The following is an 18,692-nucleotide window of genomic DNA, read 5'->3' as shown; positions in this document are numbered from 1 at the left end:
ACGTAGCCAAATCCCAACTCGCCGGCAACGAAAGCCGGGCCCGCTCATGTTGCAAAACGTAAGGAACGCTAAACTCGCCGCATGAAATTCGCGCATTGGCTCGTACTGGGATGTGTTTGCCTGCTGCCGCTCGCGGCCGGCGCGCAATGGCAATGGATCGACAAGAGCGGCAAGAAGGTCTTCAGCGACCAGCCGCCGCCGACGGACGTGCCGGAAAAGAACATCCTGCGCCGCGCGGGCTCTCCGCCGCCCCGAAGCGGCTCGGCGCCGGCCGCTGCCGAAGCCGATGCGCCCGACGCCGCGGCACCCAAGGCCGCGGCCGCGCCCAAGCCCGCGGGCGTCGACAAGGAACTCGAGGAAAAGACCAAGAAGGCCCAGGCCGAGGAAAAGGCCAGGCAGGCGGCCGAAGCGGAGAAAAACGCCAAGGCCAAGGCCGACAACTGCGACCGCGCACGCCAGGGCAAGGCCACCTTCGACAGCGGCATCCGCGTGGCCAAGATCAACGCGAAGGGCGAGCGCGAAATCATGGACGACGCAGCCCGGGCCGCCGAGCAGAAGCGTCTTCAGTCGATCATCGAAAGCGACTGCAAGTAAGCAGTTCGCGCCGGTTCAGTAGCCGGCCTTGCCGCCCTTGCGGCGGTTCGCGAAAAGACCGGTGCCGCGCGCGCCCTGGCGCTGGAAGCGCTCGCGGCGCGCCACCTTCGGATCGACCGCCAAAGGCCGGCACAGTTCGACGCGGTCACCGTCCTCGAGCGGCTCGTCCCAGCCGACTTCCCTGCCCCAGATTCCCGGCGTCATGGCCTCGCGCCAATCGAGCTGCGGAAAGCGCTGCGAAAGACCGCTGGCCTTCACGGCATCGGCCACGGTGGCTCCGGGCGCCAGCCGCAGCACCTGCTCGAACACCTCGCGCGGCGCAGGCGAGCAGCAGAGCGTGACTTCGATCATCAGGAAGCGCCGTAGACCTGCTCGGCGCGCTTGACGAAGGCCTCGACCAGGCTGGAGGCGACGGTGTCGAACACCGGCCCCACCAGCGCCTGCAGCGCGAAGTTGCTGAAGCCATAGCTCATGTGCAGCTCGACGCGGCAGGCGCGCTCGCCGGGTTCGCCCACGGGCACGAATTTCCAGATGCCGTCGAGGTTGGAGAACGGCCCGTCGACCAGTTTGAGGTGAACTTCGCGCCCCGGCACGTGGGTGTTGCGGGTGGTGAAACTCTGGTGAAGGCCGGCGAAGGCCAGGCCCACTTCGGCGGTCATGCCGGCCTCGTCTTCCTCGATGACCCTGGACTTGTCGCACCAGGGCAGGAACTGCGGATATTTCTCCACGTCGATGACGAGCGCGTACATCTCTTCGGCGCTGTACCAGATGAGGACGGACTTGTTGACGGCTTTCATAGAATCGGGACAGCGTGCGCGACGGATTGTATTGAAGCCATGCGCCCCCATCTTTCCGAGCCATGGCCACCAAGAAACAAGATACCTCCTCCCGCATTGCCGACAACAAGAAGGCCGCGTACAACTATTTCTTCGAAGAACGCTTCGAGGCCGGCATCGTGCTCGAGGGCTGGGAGGTCAAGTCCCTGCGCGAAGGCAAGGTCCAGCTGACCGACGGCTACGTGGTGATCCGCGACGGCGAACTCTTCGTCGTCGGCCTGCAGATCAACCCGCTCAAGAGCGCTTCGACCCACGTCAACCCTGACTCCATCCGCACCAAGAAGTTGCTGCTGCACAAGGAAGAGATCCGCCGCCTGGTTGGCAAGGTCGAACAAAAGGGCTACACGCTGGTGCCGCTCAACCTGCACTGGAAGGCGGGCAAGGTCAAATGCGAGATCGCGCTGGCCAAGGGCAAGGCCGAGCACGACAAGCGCGACACCATCAAGGACCGCGAAGGCAAGCGCGAGGTCGAGCGCGCGATGAAGAGCCGCAGCCGCTAGTTCTTTTTTTGCGCGGCATGGAATAAAACGCCGGTTGCAGGCGTTTGTGCGGTGTCATCGGATCGTCGGTGCCACCAACTCCAGGAGTCTTCCATGTCGCCTTTTCGCCTTTCCTCCGCCGGCATTGCCGCCGCGCTGCTTTCCGGACTGCTCGCGCTTCCCTCGTTCGCCCAGCCCAAGGCCGCCGACGGTGCGCTGGTCGGCCCCAACGGCATGACGCTCTACACCTTCGACAAGGACACGGCCGGCAGTGGCAAGTCGGCCTGCAACGGCGGCTGCGCGGCCAACTGGCCGCCCTTCATGGCCACCGACAGCGACAAGCCCGCCGGCGACTTCACCATCGTCACGCGCGACGACGGCAAGAAGCAATGGGCCGCCAAGGGCTGGCCGCTCTACTACTGGACCAAGGACACCAAGCCGGGCGACAAGACCGGCGACGGCGTCGGCGGCGCCTGGAAAATCGCCAAGCCCTGACCCGCGCGCGTTCCCGCTCCCATGGACGCCCGCCTGCTGGCCGACCAGATCCCGGGCCTGCGCCGCTACGCGCGCGCGCTCACGGGCAATGCCTGGGCGGCCGACGACCTGGTGCAGGACACGCTCGAGCGGGCCTGCAGCAAGTGGCGGCTCTGGGTGGCGGGCAGCGACCTGCGCGCCTGGCTGTTCACGGTCATGCACAACATCTTTGCGAGCCAGCTGCGGCGTACACCACCGCCGCACAGCGTGGTACCACTGGATGATGCGGCGCAGGAACTGCACGGCGGCGCCGATCCGGGCCGCGACCTCGGCATGGGCCTGGACCTGCAGCGCTGCCTGATGCAGTTGCCCGACGAGCAGCGCGCCGTGCTGCTGCTCGTGACGCTCGAAGATCTTTCCTATGCCGAGGTGGCCAAGGTGCTCGGCATTCCTGCCGGCACCGTGATGTCGCGCCTGTCGCGCGCGCGCGTCCGGCTGCATGAGCTGATGGACGGCGCCTCGGCGCCGCATCGCCCCGGCCTGCGCCGCCTCAAGTGAAACCCGCCGCTCCATCATGAATCGCCCTGCTCCGCCCCCCAGCGACGACGAGTTGCATGCCCTCGTCGATGGCCAGTTGGCACCGGAACGCCGCGCCCAGGTCGAGGACGCCGTGGCTGGCGATCCGGCCCTTGCGGCGCGGGTGGCGGCCTGGCGCGTCCAGCGCGACGCGCTGCGCCGGCTGCACGGCGAACTGCTGGGCGAGCCCGTGCCTGCGCCCTTGATGGGCGCGCTCGATCGCAGCCAGGCCCGGCAAGGCCATTGGATACGATGGGGCGGCATGGCGGCCGGCGTGCTGATCGCCTTTGCCGCCGGCTGGCTCGGCAATGCCCAGTGGTCAGTGCACCGCGCCGCTGCGGCCCAACTGGCCAGGGCGCCTGCGATGCGCGAATTCGTGCACGACGCGTCCATTGCCCACGCCGTTTATGCGCCAGAAAAAAGACATCCGGTCGAAGTGGCCGCCAGCGAGCAGCAGCACCTCGTGCAGTGGCTGTCCAAGCGCCTCGACAGGCCGCTCAAGGTGCCCGACCTGACTGCCATGGGCTATACGCTCGTCGGCGGCCGCCTCTTGCCCGGGGAAAGCGGCGCGCGCGCCCAGTTCATGTTCGAGGACAGCGCCGGCGAGCGCATCACGCTCTACATCGGCACTCTCGACAGCCAGGCCGCCGCCGACACGGGCGCTTCGCGCGAAACAGCCTTCCGTTTCGCGTCCGAAGGACCGGTGCCCAGCTTCTACTGGATCGACCAGGGCTTCGGCTATGCCGTTGCCGGCAAGCTACCGCGTGAAGTTTTGCTGAAACTCGCGACGCTCGCCTACCGCGATTTGTCGTGAGGCCGGCATAAACTGCCGTGTCGCGCAACCACTGCCTTGTTTTCGCGATTTTTCAACTGAAGGAGAAACTGCATGAAATTGCTCAGCGCCTCGATCCTCGCGGCGGCATTGCTCGCCGGCTGCGGCGGCATGTCCAACAAGACCGCCAGCGCCCCCGACACCCCCACCCGCACCGCCGATGGCGTGCTGGTCGGCCCGAATGGCATGACGCTGTACACCTTCGCCCGCGACACCGCCGGTGCAGGCACCTCCGCCTGCAATGCCCAGTGCGCCGCCAACTGGCCGCCGCTGCCGGTGGCCGAAACGGCCAAGCCGATGGGCGGCTACACCATCATCGTGCGTGAAGACGGCAAGAGGCAGTGGGCCTACAAGGGCTGGCCGCTCTACTACTGGACCAAGGACAGCAAGCCGGGCGACAAGACCGGCGACGGCGTCCTGAACGGCGCCTGGAAGGTGGCCCGCCCCTGATTCCGTGATCGCCTGATCGCGCTCCAGTTCGAAGGCCCCGGCAGATGTCGGGGCCTTTTTCTTTTCGGCTCGCCGGCGCGGCTCAGTGGGCGCTGGGAAGCGCGTCGCCGGCCACCGTGGCGCGGCGCCCGCGCAGCGCCAGCAGCTCGTTGAACACCAGCGCGCCGATGACCAGCGCGCCGCCGGTCAGCACGCTCACAGCCGGTTCCTCGCCGGCGCCGATCCAGGCCAGTGCAATGCCGAAGATCACTTCGAGCAGTGCGAGCAGCGCCACCTCGGGTGCCTTGAGCACCTGTGCGCACAGCACCGCCAGCACGCAGGGAATGGCCAGTTGGAAAACACCGAGGAAAGCCAGCAGGCCGAGGTCGCGCGCGTTGGCCTGGAACGGCAAGGCAAAGGGCAGCGTGAGCAGCGCGCTGAGCGCTGCGCCAATCAGCACCGCGGGAACCAGGTCGATGTCATGCCCCTTGGCACGCGCATGCTGAACCACCGTCCAGTTAGTGGCTCCCGCGAGCGGCACGCACAGCGCCACCAGCGTTCCGAGCAGCGATCCGCCTGCCGCCCCGCCCTGCATCAGCTGCGTGCCGTACATCCACGCAATGCCGAGGCCGGCCACCACGATGGCCACCCAGGTCCGCGCGGGCAGGCGGTGGCCGATGAACAGGCGCGCGGCCAGCGCGGTGAGCAATGGGCCCAGCGACATCGTGACCAGCACGCTGGCCGTCGAAGCCAGCGTGAGCGCCACCATGAAGGCCGTGAACATCACGGTCCAGCAGACGCCCGAGATCCAGAGCTCGCGCCCACCCGAGCGGATCTGCGAAAACACCGCCCGGCCCCGCCAAAGCGGCAAGATCACCAGCAGCGCAAGCATCGTGAAGAAGCTGCGCCAGAAGGTGATCTCGAAACTGTGGGCCTGCGCCAGGTGCCGCGTGACCACGCCCGCCGTGGCCCACATCAGGGTCACGGCAACCATCAGCCACACGGCCCCGCCGTGGGTCAGGCGCAGCAGCATGGCTGGATGGCGATCAACTCGCCATTTCGCGGCTGGCCCGCTTGCGCTCGTTTTCCTTGAGGAAACGCTTGCGCAGGCGCACGCTCTTGGGCGTGATTTCGACCAGCTCGTCGTCCTCGATGAATTCCACGCCGTATTCCAGCGTGAGTTCGATCGGCGGCGTGATCTTGATCGCGTCTTCCTTGCCCGAGACGCGGAAGTTGGTCAGCTGCTTGGTGCGCGTGGCGTTCACCACCAGGTCGTTGTCGCGGCTGTGGATGCCCACGATCATGCCTTCGTACACCGGGTCGTTCGCCTTCACGAACATGCGGCCGCGGTCGTCGAGCTTGCCCAGGGCGTAGGTGAAGATTTCACCGTCGTCCATGGAAATCAGCACGCCGTTCTTGCGGCTGCCGATCTCGCCCTTGTGCGGCTCGTAGCTGTCGAAGATGTTGCTGATGAGGCCCGAGCCGCGCGTCAGGTTCAGGAATTCGTTGGTGAAGCCGATCAGGCCGCGCGCCGGAATGCGGTACTCCAGGCGCACGCGGCCGCGGCCGTCCGGTTCCATGTTGACCAGCTCGCCCTTGCGCTCGCCGAGGGCCTGCATCACGCCGCCCTGGTGCTGCTCTTCGATGTCGGCCGTCACCAGTTCGATCGGCTCGTGCTTCTCGCCGTTGACCGTGCGGAACACCACGCGCGGCTTGGATACGGCCATTTCATAGCCTTCGCGGCGCATGTTTTCCAAGAGGATGGTCAGGTGCAGTTCACCGCGGCCCATCACCTCGAAGATGCCTTCCTCGTCGGTCTCGTTCACGCGCAGCGCCACGTTGTGCTGCAGTTCCTTCTGCAGGCGGTCCCAGATCTGGCGGCTGGTGACGAACTTGCCTTCACGGCCGGCCAGCGGGCTGGTGTTGACGCAGAAGTTCATGGTCAGGGTCGGTTCGTCGACCTTGAGCATGGGCAGCGGAGACGGGTTGGCCGGGTCGGTCACGGTCACGCCGATGCCGATGTCGGCAATGCCGTTGATCAGCACGATCTCGCCCGGGCCGGCTTCGGTGGCCTGCACGCGGTCCAGGCCCTGGAAGGTCAGCACCTGGTTGACGCGGCCCTTGATGGTCTTGCCGTCCGGACCTTCCATGACCAGCACGTCCATCATCGGCTTGAGCGTGCCCTGGCTGATGCGGCCCACGCCGATACGGCCGACGAAGGTCGAGAAGTCGAGCGCGGAAATCTGCAGCTGCAGCGGCGCGCTGGGATCGCCCTTCTGCGCCGGCACGTGCTTCAGGATGGTGTTGAACAGCGCCGACATGTCGGGGCCCCACTGCTCGCCGGGCGCACCCTCTTCGAGCGACGACCAGCCGTTGATGCCCGAGGCATACACCACGGGGAAGTCCAGCTGTTCGTCGGTGGCGCCGAGCTTGTCGAACAGGTCGAAGGCGGCGTTCACCACCTTGTCGGGGTTGGCACCCGGCTTGTCGACCTTGTTCACGACCAGGATCGGCTTCAGGCCGAGGGCCAGCGCCTTCTTGGTCACGAAGCGCGTCTGCGGCATCGGACCTTCCTGGGCGTCGATCAGCAGCACCACGCCGTCGACCATCGACAGCGCGCGTTCCACTTCGCCGCCGAAGTCCGCGTGGCCGGGGGTGTCGACGATGTTGATGTGCGTGCCTTCCCAGGTCACGGCGCAGTTCTTGGCCAGGATCGTGATGCCACGTTCCTTTTCGATGGCGTTGTTGTCCATCACCGTGTCGACCACTTTCTCGTGCTCGGCAAAGGTGCCCGACTGCCGCAGCAGCTGGTCGACCATCGTGGTCTTGCCATGGTCGACGTGGGCAATGATGGCGATATTGCGGATTTGCTTGGTACTCATGGTGTCGCTTCGGTCTGTTGTGCGTTCAAAAGAATTTGCTGGATTTCGATGGGGTTCAGCAAGCGCCCCGGGATCAGTTCGTTGGCGGCAATGTGCGCCGTGCCCAGAAAGGCCGGAGGCGCTTCGCCGAACACCGCCACATGGTCGGCATCGGGCCAGGTGCCGCGGCGGCGCAGGCCGGACAGAAAGCGCCCTGCATCTTCGCTGCCGAGCGTGACGACCGTATGGCCCTCGACCAGGGATTCGGCAGGCAACAATTGCGCCAGCCGCTCCTCCTCGCCCATGGCTTGGAGCGCTTCGAGCGTGATGCACTGCGCCACGCCGAAACCGCCGGTGGCCGTACGGCGCAGCGACGTAAGGTGGGCGCCGCAGCCCAGCGCCTCGCCGATGTCTTCGCCCAGCGTGCGGATGTAGGTGCCCTTGCTCACGGAAGCCACGATCTTGATGGCATGGCCTGCTGATTCGGCAGCAGCCTGCGTGATCTTCAAGGCATGAATGACCACGTCGCGCGGCGCGCGCTCGATCTCGATGCCTTCGCGCGCGTACTCGTACAGCGCCTTGCCGTCTTTCTTGAGCGCGCTGTGCATCGGCGGAACCTGGCGGATCGGACCGGTGAACTGCGCTTCGACGCGGGCCAGGTCTTCAGCGGTGACATGCACCGGGCGCTCGGCAATCACCTCGCCCTCGGCGTCGCCGGTGGAGGTCTTGATGCCAAGGCGTGCCGTGGCCTCGTAGGTCTTGTCGGCGTCCAGGTGCAGCTGGCTGAACTTGGTGGCCGCGCCAAAGCACAGCGGCAGCACGCCGGTGGCCAGCGGATCGAGCGTGCCGGTGTGGCCCGCTTTTTCGGCGCGCAGCAACCACTTGGCCTTCTGCAAGGCCTGGTTGCTGGAGAGTCCCAGCGGCTTGTCGAGCAACAACACCCCATGCACAGGGCGCCGCTGCACCCTTGTGCGTGGCGCATTCATCGCTAGTCGTCTTTCGAACGCGAAGCGACGGCCTGCGCGATGAGCGCATTCATGTCGGCCGCACGCTCGGTGGTGCGGTCGAACAGGAAGTGCAGCGTCGGCACGGTGTGGATATGGAGGCGCTTGAACAGGCCGTTGCGCAGGAACCCCGCGGCCTGGTTCAGCGCTTCGGTGGTCTCGGCCACGTCGCCCGTGAGCATGCTGAAGTAGATCTTCGCGTGCGCATAGTCGGGCGTGACCTCGACCGCCTGGATCGTGACCATGCCCACGCGCGGGTCCTTCAACTCGCGCGCGATCAGCTCCGTCAGATCGCGCTGGATCTGGTCGGCAACCTTGAACGCGCGGTTGGGGGCTGCGGCTTTTCTTTTGGGCATGGATACGGTCGCATCGAACGCTTGTTACAGCGTACGGGCGATCTCCTTGATTTCAAAGAACTCGAGCTGATCGCCCTCTTTGATGTCGTTGTAGTTCTTGAGCTTGATACCGCACTCGAAGCCTTCGCGCACTTCGCGGACGTCGTCCTTCATGCGCTTGATCGAGTCGACTTCGCCGGTGTAGATCACCACGTTGTCGCGCAGCAGGCGGAAATGCGCACTGCGGTTGACCGAGCCCGAGGTGATGTACGAACCTGCGACCGTGCCGATCTTCGAAGCCACGAACACCGTGCGGATCTCGGCCGAGCCGATGATTTCCTCGCGGCGCTCCGGTGCCAGCATGCCCGACATCGCGACCTTGATCTCGTCCACGGCGTCGTAAATGATGCTGTAGTAGTTCAGCTGCACGCCATTGCCTTCGGCCAGCTTGCGCGCACCGGCATCGGCGCGCACGTTGAAGCCGATCACGATGGCCTTCGAGGCGATCGCAAGGTTGATGTCGCTTTCGCTGATGCCGCCGACGCCGGCGTACACGATCTGCACCTTGACCTCTTCGGTCGCCAGCTTGAGCAGCGACTGGGCCAGCGCTTCCTGCGAGCCCTGCACGTCGGCCTTGATGATGATGCGCAGCGTCTGCACTTCGCCGGCCGAGAGGTCGGTGAACATGTTCTGCAGGTTCGCGGCCTGGGCCTTCGCCAGCTTGGTGTTGCGGAACTTGCCGGCACGGTAGGTGGCGATTTCGCGCGCACGGCGCTCGTCGCTCATCACCATGAACTCGTCGCCCGCCTGTGGCACTTCGGTCAGGCCCTGGATCTCGACCGGAATCGAGGGACCGGCCGACTTGATGGCCTTGCCGTCTTCGTCGAGCATGGCGCGCACGCGGCCATAGGTCGAACCTGCCAGCACCACGTCGCCGGTCTTGAGCGTGCCGGACTGCACCAGCACGGTGGCGACCGGGCCGCGGCCCTTGTCGAGCTGCGCTTCGATGACCAGGCCCTTGGCGGCGGCATCCACCGGCGCCTTGAGTTCCAGCACTTCAGCCTGCAGCAGCACCTGCTCGAGCAGGTCGTCGATGCCCTGGCCCGTCTTGGCGGACACCGGCACGAACGGCACGTCGCCGCCGTATTCTTCGGGCACGACCTCCTCGGTCACCAGTTCCTGCTTCACGCGGTCCGGGCTGGCGTCGGGCTTGTCGATCTTGTTGATCGCAACCACGATCGGCACACCCGCAGCCTTCGCGTGCTTGATGGCTTCCTTGGTCTGCGGCATGACGCCGTCGTCGGCCGCCACCACGAGGATGACGATGTCGGTGGCCTGCGCACCGCGGGCACGCATGGCCGTGAAGGCCTCGTGGCCCGGGGTGTCGAGGAACGACACCATGCCGCGCTCGGTCTGCACATGGTAGGCACCGATGTGCTGCGTGATGCCGCCGGCTTCGCCTGCTGCGACCTTGGCGCGGCGGATGTAGTCGAGCAGCGAGGTCTTGCCGTGGTCGACGTGGCCCATGACGGTCACGACCGGTGCGCGCGGCAGTGCCTCGGCGGTTTGCGCCGACACGTCCTCGTCGGTGAAGGCTTCGGGGTCGTCCAGCGCGGCAACGACCGCGTTGTGGCCCATTTCCTCCACCAGGATCATGGCGGTGTCCTGGTCCAGCGACTGGTTGATGGTTGCCATCTGGCCCAGCTTCATGAGCTGCTTGATGACTTCCTGCGCCTTGACGGCCATCTTGTGCGCGAGCTCGGCCACCGTGATGGTTTCGGGCACGTGCACTTCGAGAATGCGGGCCTCCACCGGTGCGGCCTGCACATGCTCCTCGTGGCCTCCGCGGTCATTGCTGCCGCGGCGGCCGCGCGGGCCTCCGCGCCAGTTGCCGCGGCCGACGCCGCCGCTGGCATCGCCGCGGGTCTTGATTTCCTTCTTCTTGGCAGGATCGCCCGCCCAGCTCGAAGAGAGCTTGGCCGACTTGACTTCCTTGCCGGCACCGGCGGCGCCAGGGGCTGCGGCAGCACCCGGTGCGGCTGGCGCGCCGGGGCGCGCTGCAGGCGCGGCTGGCTTGTGCAGCGTGCCCTTGACCGCGGCCTTTTCGGGCTGCGGCTTCTCGGGCGCCTTGTGCGGCACCAGCACGCGGGCCGGCGCGTTCATCATGGCGCGAATGGCTTCGGCTTCGGCGAGGGCCTTGCGGCGGCGCTCGTCCAGGTCCTTCGCGCGCGCGGCTTCCTCGTCGGCACGGGCTTTCGATTCGGCAGCGGCCTTGGCCTTCGCGTCTTCCTTGGCTTGCGTGGCGGCCGTCTGGGCAGCCATCTTGGTGTCGGCGGCCTGCTGTTCGGCGGCGGCTGCAGCGGCTGCGGCAGGCGCAGCAACCGGCTTGGCCGCTTCCTTCGCGGGCGCAGCGGCGGCTGCGTCAGCGGCCTTCTTCTCGGCGGCGGCGCGCGCGGCTTCCTGCTCCGCCTGCTCTGCGCGCTCGGCCTTTTCGGCTTGCTCGCGTTCGCGGGCTTCGGCTTCTTCGCGCAGGCGGCGCTTCTCGGCCAGTTCTTCTTCCTGGCGGCGGATCAGCTCGGCCTGGCGACGCGCCTCTTCCTCGCGGCGGGCCAGTTCGGCTTCGTCGATGCGCGGCGCGGCGGGTGCCGCGGCGGGCGCTTCGGCCACCGGTTGCGCTTCGGGCGTGGCCGGATGGCCATCTTCGCGCTGGATGAAGGTGCGCTTCTTGCGCACCTCGACCTGGATGGTGCGGGCGCGGCCGGTGGCGTCGGCCTGCTTGATCTCGCTGGTCGACTTTTTCGTCAGCGTGATCTTCTTGCGCTCGGGCTCGGCGGTGCCATGGCTGGCTTTGAGAAAGCCGAGCAGGCGCTGCTTGTCAGCCTCGGTGAGCGCATCGGTGGGTGCCGCCTTGGGCACGCCTGCGCTCTTGAGCTGGTCAAGCAAGGTTTCGGGAGTCTTCTTGAGCTCGTTCGCGAACTCGGCGACAGTGGTACTGGACATATTGGTTTCGTGCCTCCATGACCATCACTCTTGGCCGGCGAACCAATGTTCGCGGGCTTTCAAGATGAGGGCTTTGGCGTCATCGGCGCTGTGGCCGGTGATCTCGGTGAGTTCATCGACCGCGAGGTCGGCGAGGTCGTCGCGGGTGTGCACACCCGCCTCGGCCAGCTTGGGAATCAGCTCGGGGTCGAGGCCTTCGAGGTCGCGCAGATTCTGCGAGACGGTCTCGACGCCCTCTTCCTTGGCGATTTCCATGGTCAACAGCGCATCCTTGGCGCGCGTGCGCAGCTCGTTGATGGTGTCTTCATCGAAAGCTTCGATCTCCAGCATTTCGGAGATCGGCACATAGGCCACTTCCTCGAGGCTGTTGAAGCCCTCGGAGATCAGGATGTCGGCGATTTCCTCGTCGACGTCGAGCTTTTCCATGAACAGCTTGCGGCTGGCGTCGGTCTCGCTCGCCTGCTTCTGGGCCGATTCATTGGCGTCCATGATGTTGATCTTCCAGCCGGTCAGATCGGAGGCAAGCCTCACGTTCTGGCCACCGCGGCCGATGGCGATGGCGAGGTTTTCCTCGTCGACCACCACGTCCATGGCGTGCTTTTCTTCATCGACCACGATGGACGAGACGTTGGCCGGGGCCAGGGCGCCGATCACGAACTGGGCCGGGTCTTCGCTCCACAGCACGATGTCCACGCGCTCGCCGGCGAGCTCGTTGGTCACGGCGTTCACGCGGGTGCCGCGCACGCCGACGCAGGTGCCGATGGGGTCGACGCGCTTGTCGTGCGAGAGCACGGCGATCTTGGCGCGCGAGCCGGGATCGCGGGCGCAGCTCTTGATTTCGAGCAGGCCCTGTTCGATTTCGGGCACTTCCTGGCGGAACAGCTCGATCATGAATTCGGGCGCCGAGCGCGACAGGATGATCGGCGCGCCGCGCAGCGTCAGGTCGACTTCCATGATCATGGCCCGCACGCGGTCGCCGTTGCGCAGGTTTTCCTTGGCGATCATCTCGCTGCGGCGCAGGCGCCCTTCGACGCGGCCGGCCTCCACGATGATGTCGCCCTTGTCCAGGCGCTTGACGGTGCCGACAAAGATCTTGTCGCCGCGCGACATGAAGTCGTTGAGCAGCATCTCGCGCTCGGCGTCGCGGATCTTCTGCAAGATGACCTGCTTGGCCGCCATGGCACCGATGCGCCCGATCGGCACCGAGTCCACCGCTTCCTCGATGTACTCGCCGACCTCGATGTCGGGCATTTCTTCCTTGGCTTCGAACAGGAGGATTTCCTGGTCGGGCAGCTGCAGGCCGGCTTCGTCGGGGACGACGTGCCAGCGGCGGAAGGTTTCGTAGTCGCCGCTGTCGCGGTCGACCGAGACGCGGATGTCCACGTCGCCCTGGTGGAGCTTCTTGGTGGCTTGCGCCAGCGCGGACTCGACCGCGCCGAAAACCACGTCGCGCTCGACGTTCTTCTCGCGCGAGATCGCATCCACCAACATCAACATTTCGCGATTCATGCCACCCACTCCTCTAGTCAGTCCGGAACGTTGGTTCCGTCGTCAATATCCGAAAAACCCGGTTGGGTTTTGGCCCTGCGGCCCTTGAAATCCACAATTGGCGCGAGCCGCGCATCGCGCAACTCATCCAGCACGAAACCGAGCGCCTGCAGCTTTGCAGGTGCGCGCTTCTTGCTGACTTTTTGACCCGGTTTGGGCTCCGGCGCATCGCTCCAGACGATCTGCCAGCCCGGGGCCCCGTCGGCCCCTTCCGCCTTTTCAGCACGCTCCAGCGTGCCGCGAAACTTCTTGCGGGTGGCAGACACCTGCCCCGCCGCCGCGGCACCCATGGGCGCCTTGAGCGTGATGTCGATCACCTCGCCCACGAAACGCTCGAAATCCTGCTCATTGCGAAGCGGACGGTCAATACCCGGCGAGGAAACCTCGAGCCGCTTGTAATCGACACCGTCGACCTCGAGCGCAAACTGCAACTGGCGCGTGACCTTTTCGCAATCCTCGACCGTCACGAAGGGTTCGGGAATGCCTGCCGCCACAGCTTCCGATGTGGGGGCAGTCCAGGGCAAATCAATTGTCACGCGCAGCAATCCCCCGGCCGAGCGTTCGATCTCGACCAGGTCGTAGCCGAGACCGGCAACGGTTTGTTCCACTGTCTGCTGCAATGCCACGTGTTTGAAATTGCCTTGTAAAAATGCTTATGCGTGCCACCCGCCCGCCACGGGTGTCACGCATTGAAATTGCATAGACCAAAAAAAACGGGCGGTTGGTACCCGCCCGTTTGGTCGTGAGCCTCGAATTATATGCTATTCCCGTGATAAATGAAGTGGCTTGGGCTGCTCAAAGCGCCACTTTGCGCCGGGATTTTGACCAGACGACGGCAAACAGCACCGAACCGAGCGCCAATGCGGCGGCCGCCACCAGCAGCGGGAGCTCGAAAGACCCGGTTCGCTGGGCCAGCGGCGCCGCAAACAGCGGGCCGATGATCTGCCCGACACCATAGGAAGCGGTCGCATAGCCGATCAGCCCCGCCGCGGCATTGCCGCGCAGCCGGCGCGCATCCCGCATCGCAAAAAGCGTGATGGCCGTGAACGGCATGCCCAGCAGCAGGCTGCCGAGCGCAAAGCCGGTGATGGTGGGCCAGGCCACCGACAGCACCACGCCCAGCGCCTGCAGCGCATAGGCCGCCGCCAAGAGCAGCCGGTTGTCCCAGTGCATGGGTGCGCGGGCGCCGATCAGCGCGCCCGGGATGATCGCCAGCCCGAACAGCGGCCAGAAGAAGTCGGGCCATGGCGAGCCCGGCAGCGCCTGGCGCGCGATCACCGGCAGGAAGGTGGCCGTGATGATGTAGCCGAAGCCGGCCAGCCCGTAGAGCGCGACCAGCCAGACAGCGTCGCTGTGCGCAGAAGGCGACGCGGCCGCACTGGCCCGGGCGGACGGCGCACCCGCGGAGCCTTGCGCCAAGGGCGATTCGCCATCGTCGAACACGCGCCAGATCAGCGCCACCAGCACCACCGCCAGCAGGCCCAGGCCGATCCATCCGGCCTCGGAGCCCCAGCGCCCGAGGGCGCCGCCGAGCAGGCCGGTCATCGCGATGCCGATACCGGGGCCGGTGTAGATCACGCCGGCCAGGGCCGGGGAATTCGTCTCCGCCAGCCGCCGCAGCCCCCAGCCGGACGCGAAGACGAAGACCCAGGCGCTCATCACGCCGGCCGCCGCGCGCAGGATGCCCCAACTCGTGAGGCTGTGGAGTACGCCCATGCCCACCAGCAGGGCCGCCGTGGCCACCAGGCCGCCCCGCACCATGCGCTTGGCCTGGATGCCGATGGCCGCGCAACTGACCGCGCCAAGGAAGTAACCGAGGTAATTGAGCGAAGCCAGCACGCCGCCCGCCTCGAGCTGGAGCTTTCCCTCGTGCAGCATGATCGGCAGCATGGGCGTGAAGGCAAAGCGCCCCAGGCCCATGGCAACGGCCAGGGTCACCATGCACGCCAATGCCGCGCGCCAGGCACCGCGCCTGTTCTGTCCGATCTCCGACATTTCCTTCGATTCCGTTGTTCTATTCCAGCAGCGCGGCGGCCACCAGTTTCTTGGTGTAAGGGTGCTCGGGCGCATCGAGCACGCGCTCGACCGCGCCGGCTTCGAGGATGGCGCCGTCCTTCATCACGATGACGTGGTGCGCCATGGCGCGGATCACCTCGACGTCGTGCGTGATCAGCAGGTAGCTCAGGCCGCGCTCGCGCTGCAGGCGCTGCAGCAGGCCCAGCACCTGCTTCTGGATCGTCACGTCGAGCGCGCTGGTGGGCTCGTCGAGCACCAGCAGCTGCGGATCGACGATGAGCGCGCGTGCAATCGCGAGCCGCTGGCGCTGCCCGCCCGAGAACTCGTGCGGATAGCGGTCGAGCAGCGAGGGAAACTGCGCCTCGCCCAGGCCCACGTCGGCCAGCGCCGCCAGCGCCCGCGCGCGGCGCTGCGCCGTATCGAGCTCGGGCGCGTGCACGCGCAGCCCCTCGCCCACGATCTGCTCGACCGTCATGCGCGGAGAGAGCGAGGAGAACGGATCCTGGAAAACCACCTGCATGACTCGCCTCAAGGCCAGGTCGGAGCTCCGGTCCACTGCCCAGTCCTTGCCGTCCACTTTCAGCGCGCCCCGGTGCTTCAGCAGCCCGAGGGCGGCCAGCGCCAGCGTGGACTTGCCCGATCCGGACTCGCCCACCACGCCCAGGGTTTCGCCCGGCGCGATGCGGAAATCCGCGTTCTGCACCGCGATGAATTCGCCCTTGCGGAACCAGCCGGCAAAACCGGGCCGAGGCACCGGGTAGCTCACGCGCAGGCCCGTGGCTTCGAGCACCGGCCGCGCCTGGGCACCCGCGGGCACGGCAGTGACATCGCGCTCCGGGTGGCTGTCGATCAGCTTGCGGGTGTAGGCGTGCTGCGGCGCCTCGAACACGGCCGCCACGGCGCCCTGCTCCACGATGTGGCCGTCCTCCATCACGGCGATCCGGTCGGCGAAGCGGCGCACGAGGTTGAGGTCGTGTGTGATGAGCAGCACGGCCATGCCATGCCGGCGCTGCAGATCGGCGAGCAGCTCGAGGATTTGCGCGCGCACCGTGACGTCAAGCGCGGTGGTCGGCTCGTCGGCCAGCAGCAGGCGCGGCTTGCAGGCCAGCGCCATGGCGATCATCGCGCGCTGGCGCTGCCCGCCCGAAAGCTGGTGGGGAAACGCCCTCGCCCGCCGCTCGGGCTCCGGAATGCCGGTGTCGGCCAGCAGCTTCACGGCGGCCGCCTGGGCCGCGCGCGCCGACAGGCCCTCGTGCAGTTCGAGCACCTCGGCAATCTGGTCGCCCACGGTGTAGAGCGCGTTGAGGGCGGTCATCGGCTCCTGGAAGATCATCGCGATCTCCTTGCCGCGGATGCCGCGCAGCTCCCGTTCAGGGATCGAGAGCAGGTCGCGCCCGTTCGGCTCATCTGCAGAGCCGAACAGGGTCGCGGTGCCCGTCACGTCGGCGTTCTGCGCCAGGCGCAGCAGCGACAGCGCCGTCACGGTCTTGCCCGAACCCGATTCGCCGACCAGCGCGAGCTTCTCGCCCGCGGCGATGCGAAAGTCGATGCCGTGCACCACCTCCTTGTCGCCGAAGGCCACGCGCAGGTCTTTCACGTCCAGCAGCGGCTGATGCTTCATTGGGCTCACTTGTCGGCCTTCCGCGGGTCGAGGGCATCGCGCAGCGCGTCGCCCATGAAGGTGAGCAGCATCAGCGTCACGACCAGCACGCCGAAGGTCGACAGCGAGATCCACCAGGCGTCGATGTTGGCCTTGCCCTGGCTCAGCAGTTCGCCGAGCGACGGCGTGCCCGGCGGCACGCCCAGGCCCAGGAAATCGAGCGAGGTCAGCGCCAGGATGGCCGCACTCATGCGAAAAGGCAGGAAGGTGACAACGGGCACCATGCTGTTGGGCAGGATGTGGCGCCACATGATCTGCAGGTTGCCCACGCCCAATGCCCGCGCGGCGCGCACGTAGTCCATCTGGCGGTTGCGCAGGAACTCGGCGCGCACGTAGTCGGCCAGGCCCATCCAGCCGAACAGGCTCAGCAGGATCAGCAGCAGCGCCACGCTGGGCGCGAAGATCGCGCTGAAGATGATCAGCAGGTAGAGCTCGGGCATCGAAGCCCAGATCTCGATGAAGCGCTGGAACGCGAGGTCGATCTTGCCCGCGAAGTAGCCCTGCACCGCCCCCGCCGCCACGCCCAGCACGGTGCCGATGACGGTCAGCGCCAGGCCGAACAGCACGCTCACGCGAAAGCCGTAGATCAGCTGTGCGAGCAGGTCGCGGCCGCGGTCGTCGGTGCCGAAGAAGTTCTCGCGCGAGGGCGCCGCGGGATTGGGCTGGGAGGCAAAGTAGTTCAGCGTGCGCGGACCGTAGCGGTTGGGTGCATAGAGCGCCCAGTTGGCGCCCTCGGTGATGCGCTTCTGGATGAACGGGTCGAGGTAGTCGGCGGGCGTCTCGAAGTCGCCGCCGAAGGTCTTCTCGGAGTAGTCGCGCAGCACGGGGAAGTAGGTCTGCCCGGCGTAGCGCACGACCAGCGGCTTCTCGGTGGACAGCAGCTCGGCGAACAGGCTCAGCACCACCAGGATCGAAAAGACGACCAGGCTCCAGAACCCCAGCGGATTGCGGCGGAAGCGGCGCCAGGCGCGGCGGCCCGGGCTCGCGGAAACAACGGCGGCGCTAGTCAAACTTGACCCTCGGATCGACCCAGACGTAGCAGAGGTCGGAAATCAGCTTGGTGACCAGGCCGATCAGCGTGAACAGGTAGAGCGTGCCCAGCACCACGGGATAGTCGCGGCGGATCACGCTCTCGTAGCTCAGGAGGCCCAGGCCGTCGAGCGTGAACAGCGTCTCGATCAACAGGGACCCGGTGAAGAACGCGCCGATGAAGGCCGACGGAAAACCCGTGATGATCGGGATCAGCGCATTGCGGAACACGTGCTTCCAGAGCACCTGCCGCTGCGACAGCCCCTTGGCGCGCGCGGTCAGCACGTACTGCTTGCGGATTTCCTCGAGGAAGGAATTCTTGGTGAGCATGGCGGTGACGGCAAAGCTGCCGAGCACCATCGACGTGACCGGCAGCGCGATGTGCCACAGGTAGTCGACGATGCGCGCCCCCCAGTTCATGCTCTCCCAATTGGGCGACGTGAGGCCGCGCAGCGGAAACCACTGCAGCTGCCCGCCGAAGATCACGAGCAGCGCCACCCCCAGGACGAAGCCCGGAATGGCATAGCCGATCAGCACGATCAGCGTGGTGACGAAGTCGAAGCGCGTGCCGGCCCTCACGGCCTTGGCCACGCCAAGCGGCACCGCGATGAGGTAGCTGATGAAGAAGGTCCAGAGGCCGAGGCTGATCGACACCGGCATCTTCTCCTTGATGAGCTGCCAGACGTCCTTGCGCTGGTAGAAGCTGGTGCCCAGGTCGAAGCGTGCAAACGACTTCAGCATGGTCCACAGGCGTTCGTGGGTCGGCTTGTCGAAGCCGTAGAGCTTGCGGATGTCCTCGACGCGCTGCGGATCGAGGCCCTGGCGGCCACGGTAGCCGGCACCGCTGGCCGCGGCCCGCTCGCCGCCCGAATCTCGCCCCTGCAGCTGCGCCACCATCTGCTCGACCGGGCCGCCCGGCACGAACTGGATCACGCCGAAGGTGATGACTAGCACGCCCAGCAGCGTGGGGATCATCAGCAGCAGGCGCTTGAGGATGTAGCTGGTCATTCGGTATTCAT

The 18,692-nt window shown here is 66.5% G+C and carries 19 protein-coding genes; 6 read left to right on the top strand and 13 right to left on the bottom strand.

The genetic code is table 11. The annotated features are described in order from the left end of the window. The first annotated feature begins 81 nt into the window (after window positions 1-81). Window positions 82-594 (top strand): DUF4124 domain-containing protein, encoded by a 513-nt coding sequence (locus EJO66_RS16240; protein WP_124959600.1) that lies wholly within the window; start codon window positions 82-84, stop codon window positions 592-594. A 15-nt stretch (window positions 595-609) separates the two neighbouring features. Here EJO66_RS16240 and EJO66_RS16235 read toward each other — a convergent pair whose 3' ends face one another. After that, window positions 610-945, bottom strand: a complete 336-nt coding sequence (locus tag EJO66_RS16235) for an RnfH family protein (RefSeq protein ID WP_124959599.1) — start codon at window positions 943-945, stop codon at window positions 610-612. Then, window positions 945-1,391, bottom strand: a complete 447-nt coding sequence (locus EJO66_RS16230) for a type II toxin-antitoxin system RatA family toxin (RefSeq protein WP_125965596.1) — start codon at window positions 1,389-1,391, stop codon at window positions 945-947. Before EJO66_RS16230 ends, EJO66_RS16235 begins: the two co-directional genes overlap by 1 nt. A gap of 62 nt (window positions 1,392-1,453) precedes the next feature. On the opposite strand from EJO66_RS16230, the gene smpB reads away from it, so the two are divergent. The 5 genes from smpB (at window position 1,454) to EJO66_RS16205 (ending at window position 4,241) form a co-directional block, all read left to right on the top strand. After that, complete coding sequence (gene smpB, locus EJO66_RS16225; protein WP_012747861.1) at window positions 1,454-1,930, top strand: SsrA-binding protein SmpB; 477 nt, start codon at window positions 1,454-1,456, stop codon at window positions 1,928-1,930. A 93-nt stretch (window positions 1,931-2,023) separates the two neighbouring features. Next, entirely contained in the window at window positions 2,024-2,404 is a 381-nt protein-coding gene (locus EJO66_RS16220) for a COG4315 family predicted lipoprotein (RefSeq protein WP_124959597.1), read from the top strand. 21 nt (window positions 2,405-2,425) lie between these two features. Continuing rightward, complete coding sequence (locus EJO66_RS16215; RefSeq protein ID WP_124959596.1) at window positions 2,426-2,941, top strand: sigma-70 family RNA polymerase sigma factor; 516 nt, start codon at window positions 2,426-2,428, stop codon at window positions 2,939-2,941. 16 nt (window positions 2,942-2,957) lie between these two features. Next, window positions 2,958-3,773, top strand: a complete 816-nt coding sequence (locus EJO66_RS16210) for an anti-sigma factor family protein (RefSeq protein ID WP_125965595.1) — start codon at window positions 2,958-2,960, stop codon at window positions 3,771-3,773. 72 nt (window positions 3,774-3,845) lie between these two features. Next, window positions 3,846-4,241, top strand: a complete 396-nt coding sequence (locus EJO66_RS16205; RefSeq protein ID WP_012747857.1) for a COG4315 family predicted lipoprotein — start codon at window positions 3,846-3,848, stop codon at window positions 4,239-4,241. An 82-nt stretch (window positions 4,242-4,323) separates the two neighbouring features. On the opposite strand, the gene EJO66_RS16200 is transcribed toward EJO66_RS16205, so the two are convergent. The 11 genes from EJO66_RS16200 to EJO66_RS16150 all read right to left on the bottom strand — a co-directional run bounded on the left by EJO66_RS16200 (window position 4,324) and on the right by EJO66_RS16150 (window position 18,681). Beyond that, window positions 4,324-5,253, bottom strand: coding sequence for a DMT family transporter (locus tag EJO66_RS16200; RefSeq protein WP_185738337.1), 930 nt, complete (start codon window positions 5,251-5,253; stop codon window positions 4,324-4,326). 13 nt (window positions 5,254-5,266) lie between these two features. Continuing rightward, window positions 5,267-7,102, bottom strand: a complete 1,836-nt coding sequence (gene typA / locus EJO66_RS16195) for a translational GTPase TypA (protein ID WP_124959594.1) — start codon at window positions 7,100-7,102, stop codon at window positions 5,267-5,269. Further along, window positions 7,099-8,067 carry a tRNA pseudouridine(55) synthase TruB gene (gene truB / locus EJO66_RS16190; protein WP_124959593.1) on the bottom strand — a complete coding sequence of 323 codons (969 nt, stop codon included), beginning with the start codon at window positions 8,065-8,067 and terminating at the stop codon, window positions 7,099-7,101. The genes typA and truB overlap by 4 nt, the downstream gene beginning before the upstream one ends. A gap of 2 nt (window positions 8,068-8,069) precedes the next feature. Beyond that, window positions 8,070-8,441 carry a 30S ribosome-binding factor RbfA gene (gene rbfA / locus EJO66_RS16185; protein WP_021007399.1) on the bottom strand — a complete coding sequence of 124 codons (372 nt, stop codon included), beginning with the start codon at window positions 8,439-8,441 and terminating at the stop codon, window positions 8,070-8,072. A 24-nt stretch (window positions 8,442-8,465) separates the two neighbouring features. Beyond that, the gene (gene infB / locus EJO66_RS16180; protein WP_124959592.1) at window positions 8,466-11,420 is read right to left on the bottom strand and encodes a translation initiation factor IF-2; all 2,955 of its coding nucleotides are present in this window, start codon (window positions 11,418-11,420) and stop codon (window positions 8,466-8,468) included. A 24-nt stretch (window positions 11,421-11,444) separates the two neighbouring features. After that, the gene (gene nusA, locus EJO66_RS16175; RefSeq protein WP_124959591.1) at window positions 11,445-12,929 is read right to left on the bottom strand and encodes a transcription termination factor NusA; all 1,485 of its coding nucleotides are present in this window, start codon (window positions 12,927-12,929) and stop codon (window positions 11,445-11,447) included. Window positions 12,930-12,946: 17 nt separating this feature from the next. Beyond that, complete coding sequence (rimP, locus tag EJO66_RS16170) at window positions 12,947-13,594, bottom strand: ribosome maturation factor RimP (RefSeq protein WP_125965594.1); 648 nt, start codon at window positions 13,592-13,594, stop codon at window positions 12,947-12,949. Between the two features lie 169 nt (window positions 13,595-13,763). Next, window positions 13,764-14,963: a YbfB/YjiJ family MFS transporter gene (locus EJO66_RS16165; RefSeq protein WP_125965593.1), complete on the bottom strand. Its 1,200-nt coding sequence runs from the start codon at window positions 14,961-14,963 to the stop codon at window positions 13,764-13,766. Window positions 14,964-14,982: 19 nt separating this feature from the next. After that, complete coding sequence (locus EJO66_RS16160; RefSeq protein WP_164547835.1) at window positions 14,983-16,605, bottom strand: ABC transporter ATP-binding protein; 1,623 nt, start codon at window positions 16,603-16,605, stop codon at window positions 14,983-14,985. 5 nt (window positions 16,606-16,610) lie between these two features. Next, a complete protein-coding gene (locus EJO66_RS16155) occupies window positions 16,611-17,654 on the bottom strand; it encodes an ABC transporter permease (protein ID WP_124959587.1) in 1,044 nt (347 codons plus the stop codon). Next, window positions 17,647-18,681: a microcin C ABC transporter permease YejB gene (locus EJO66_RS16150; protein ID WP_124959586.1), complete on the bottom strand. Its 1,035-nt coding sequence runs from the start codon at window positions 18,679-18,681 to the stop codon at window positions 17,647-17,649. Before EJO66_RS16150 ends, EJO66_RS16155 begins: the two co-directional genes overlap by 8 nt. Window positions 18,682-18,692 lie beyond the last annotated feature (11 nt).

Source organism: Variovorax beijingensis, assembly GCF_003951285.1.
In the GTDB taxonomy this organism is placed as follows: Bacteria; Pseudomonadota; Gammaproteobacteria; order Burkholderiales; family Burkholderiaceae_C; genus Variovorax; species Variovorax beijingensis.
The sequence above is the reverse complement of the archived record's forward strand: the minus strand, read 5'-3'. Positions and strand labels throughout refer to the sequence as shown.

Bases quoted from the DNA above. Each gene is read 5' to 3' on its own strand.
- EJO66_RS16215 (WP_124959596.1), top strand. From the start codon at position 2,426: ATGGACGCCCGCCTGCTGGCCGACCAGATCCCGGGCCTGCGCCGCTAC.
- EJO66_RS16150 (WP_124959586.1), bottom strand. From the start codon at position 18,681: ATGACCAGCTACATCCTCAAGCGCCTGCTGCTGATGATCCCCACGCTG.
- EJO66_RS16220 (WP_124959597.1), top strand. From the start codon at position 2,024: ATGTCGCCTTTTCGCCTTTCCTCCGCCGGCATTGCCGCCGCGCTGCTT.
- typA (WP_124959594.1), bottom strand. From the start codon at position 7,102: ATGAGTACCAAGCAAATCCGCAATATCGCCATCATTGCCCACGTCGAC.
- truB (WP_124959593.1), bottom strand. From the start codon at position 8,067: ATGAATGCGCCACGCACAAGGGTGCAGCGGCGCCCTGTGCATGGGGTG.
- EJO66_RS16165 (WP_125965593.1), bottom strand. From the start codon at position 14,963: ATGTCGGAGATCGGACAGAACAGGCGCGGTGCCTGGCGCGCGGCATTG.
- EJO66_RS16205 (WP_012747857.1), top strand. From the start codon at position 3,846: ATGAAATTGCTCAGCGCCTCGATCCTCGCGGCGGCATTGCTCGCCGGC.
- EJO66_RS16200 (WP_185738337.1), bottom strand. From the start codon at position 5,253: ATGCTGCTGCGCCTGACCCACGGCGGGGCCGTGTGGCTGATGGTTGCC.
- rbfA (WP_021007399.1), bottom strand. From the start codon at position 8,441: ATGCCCAAAAGAAAAGCCGCAGCCCCCAACCGCGCGTTCAAGGTTGCC.
- infB (WP_124959592.1), bottom strand. From the start codon at position 11,420: ATGTCCAGTACCACTGTCGCCGAGTTCGCGAACGAGCTCAAGAAGACT.
- smpB (WP_012747861.1), top strand. From the start codon at position 1,454: ATGGCCACCAAGAAACAAGATACCTCCTCCCGCATTGCCGACAACAAG.
- nusA (WP_124959591.1), bottom strand. From the start codon at position 12,929: ATGAATCGCGAAATGTTGATGTTGGTGGATGCGATCTCGCGCGAGAAG.
- EJO66_RS16240 (WP_124959600.1), top strand. From the start codon at position 82: ATGAAATTCGCGCATTGGCTCGTACTGGGATGTGTTTGCCTGCTGCCG.
- EJO66_RS16230 (WP_125965596.1), bottom strand. From the start codon at position 1,391: ATGAAAGCCGTCAACAAGTCCGTCCTCATCTGGTACAGCGCCGAAGAG.
- EJO66_RS16160 (WP_164547835.1), bottom strand. From the start codon at position 16,605: ATGAAGCATCAGCCGCTGCTGGACGTGAAAGACCTGCGCGTGGCCTTC.
- EJO66_RS16235 (WP_124959599.1), bottom strand. From the start codon at position 945: ATGATCGAAGTCACGCTCTGCTGCTCGCCTGCGCCGCGCGAGGTGTTC.
- EJO66_RS16210 (WP_125965595.1), top strand. From the start codon at position 2,958: ATGAATCGCCCTGCTCCGCCCCCCAGCGACGACGAGTTGCATGCCCTC.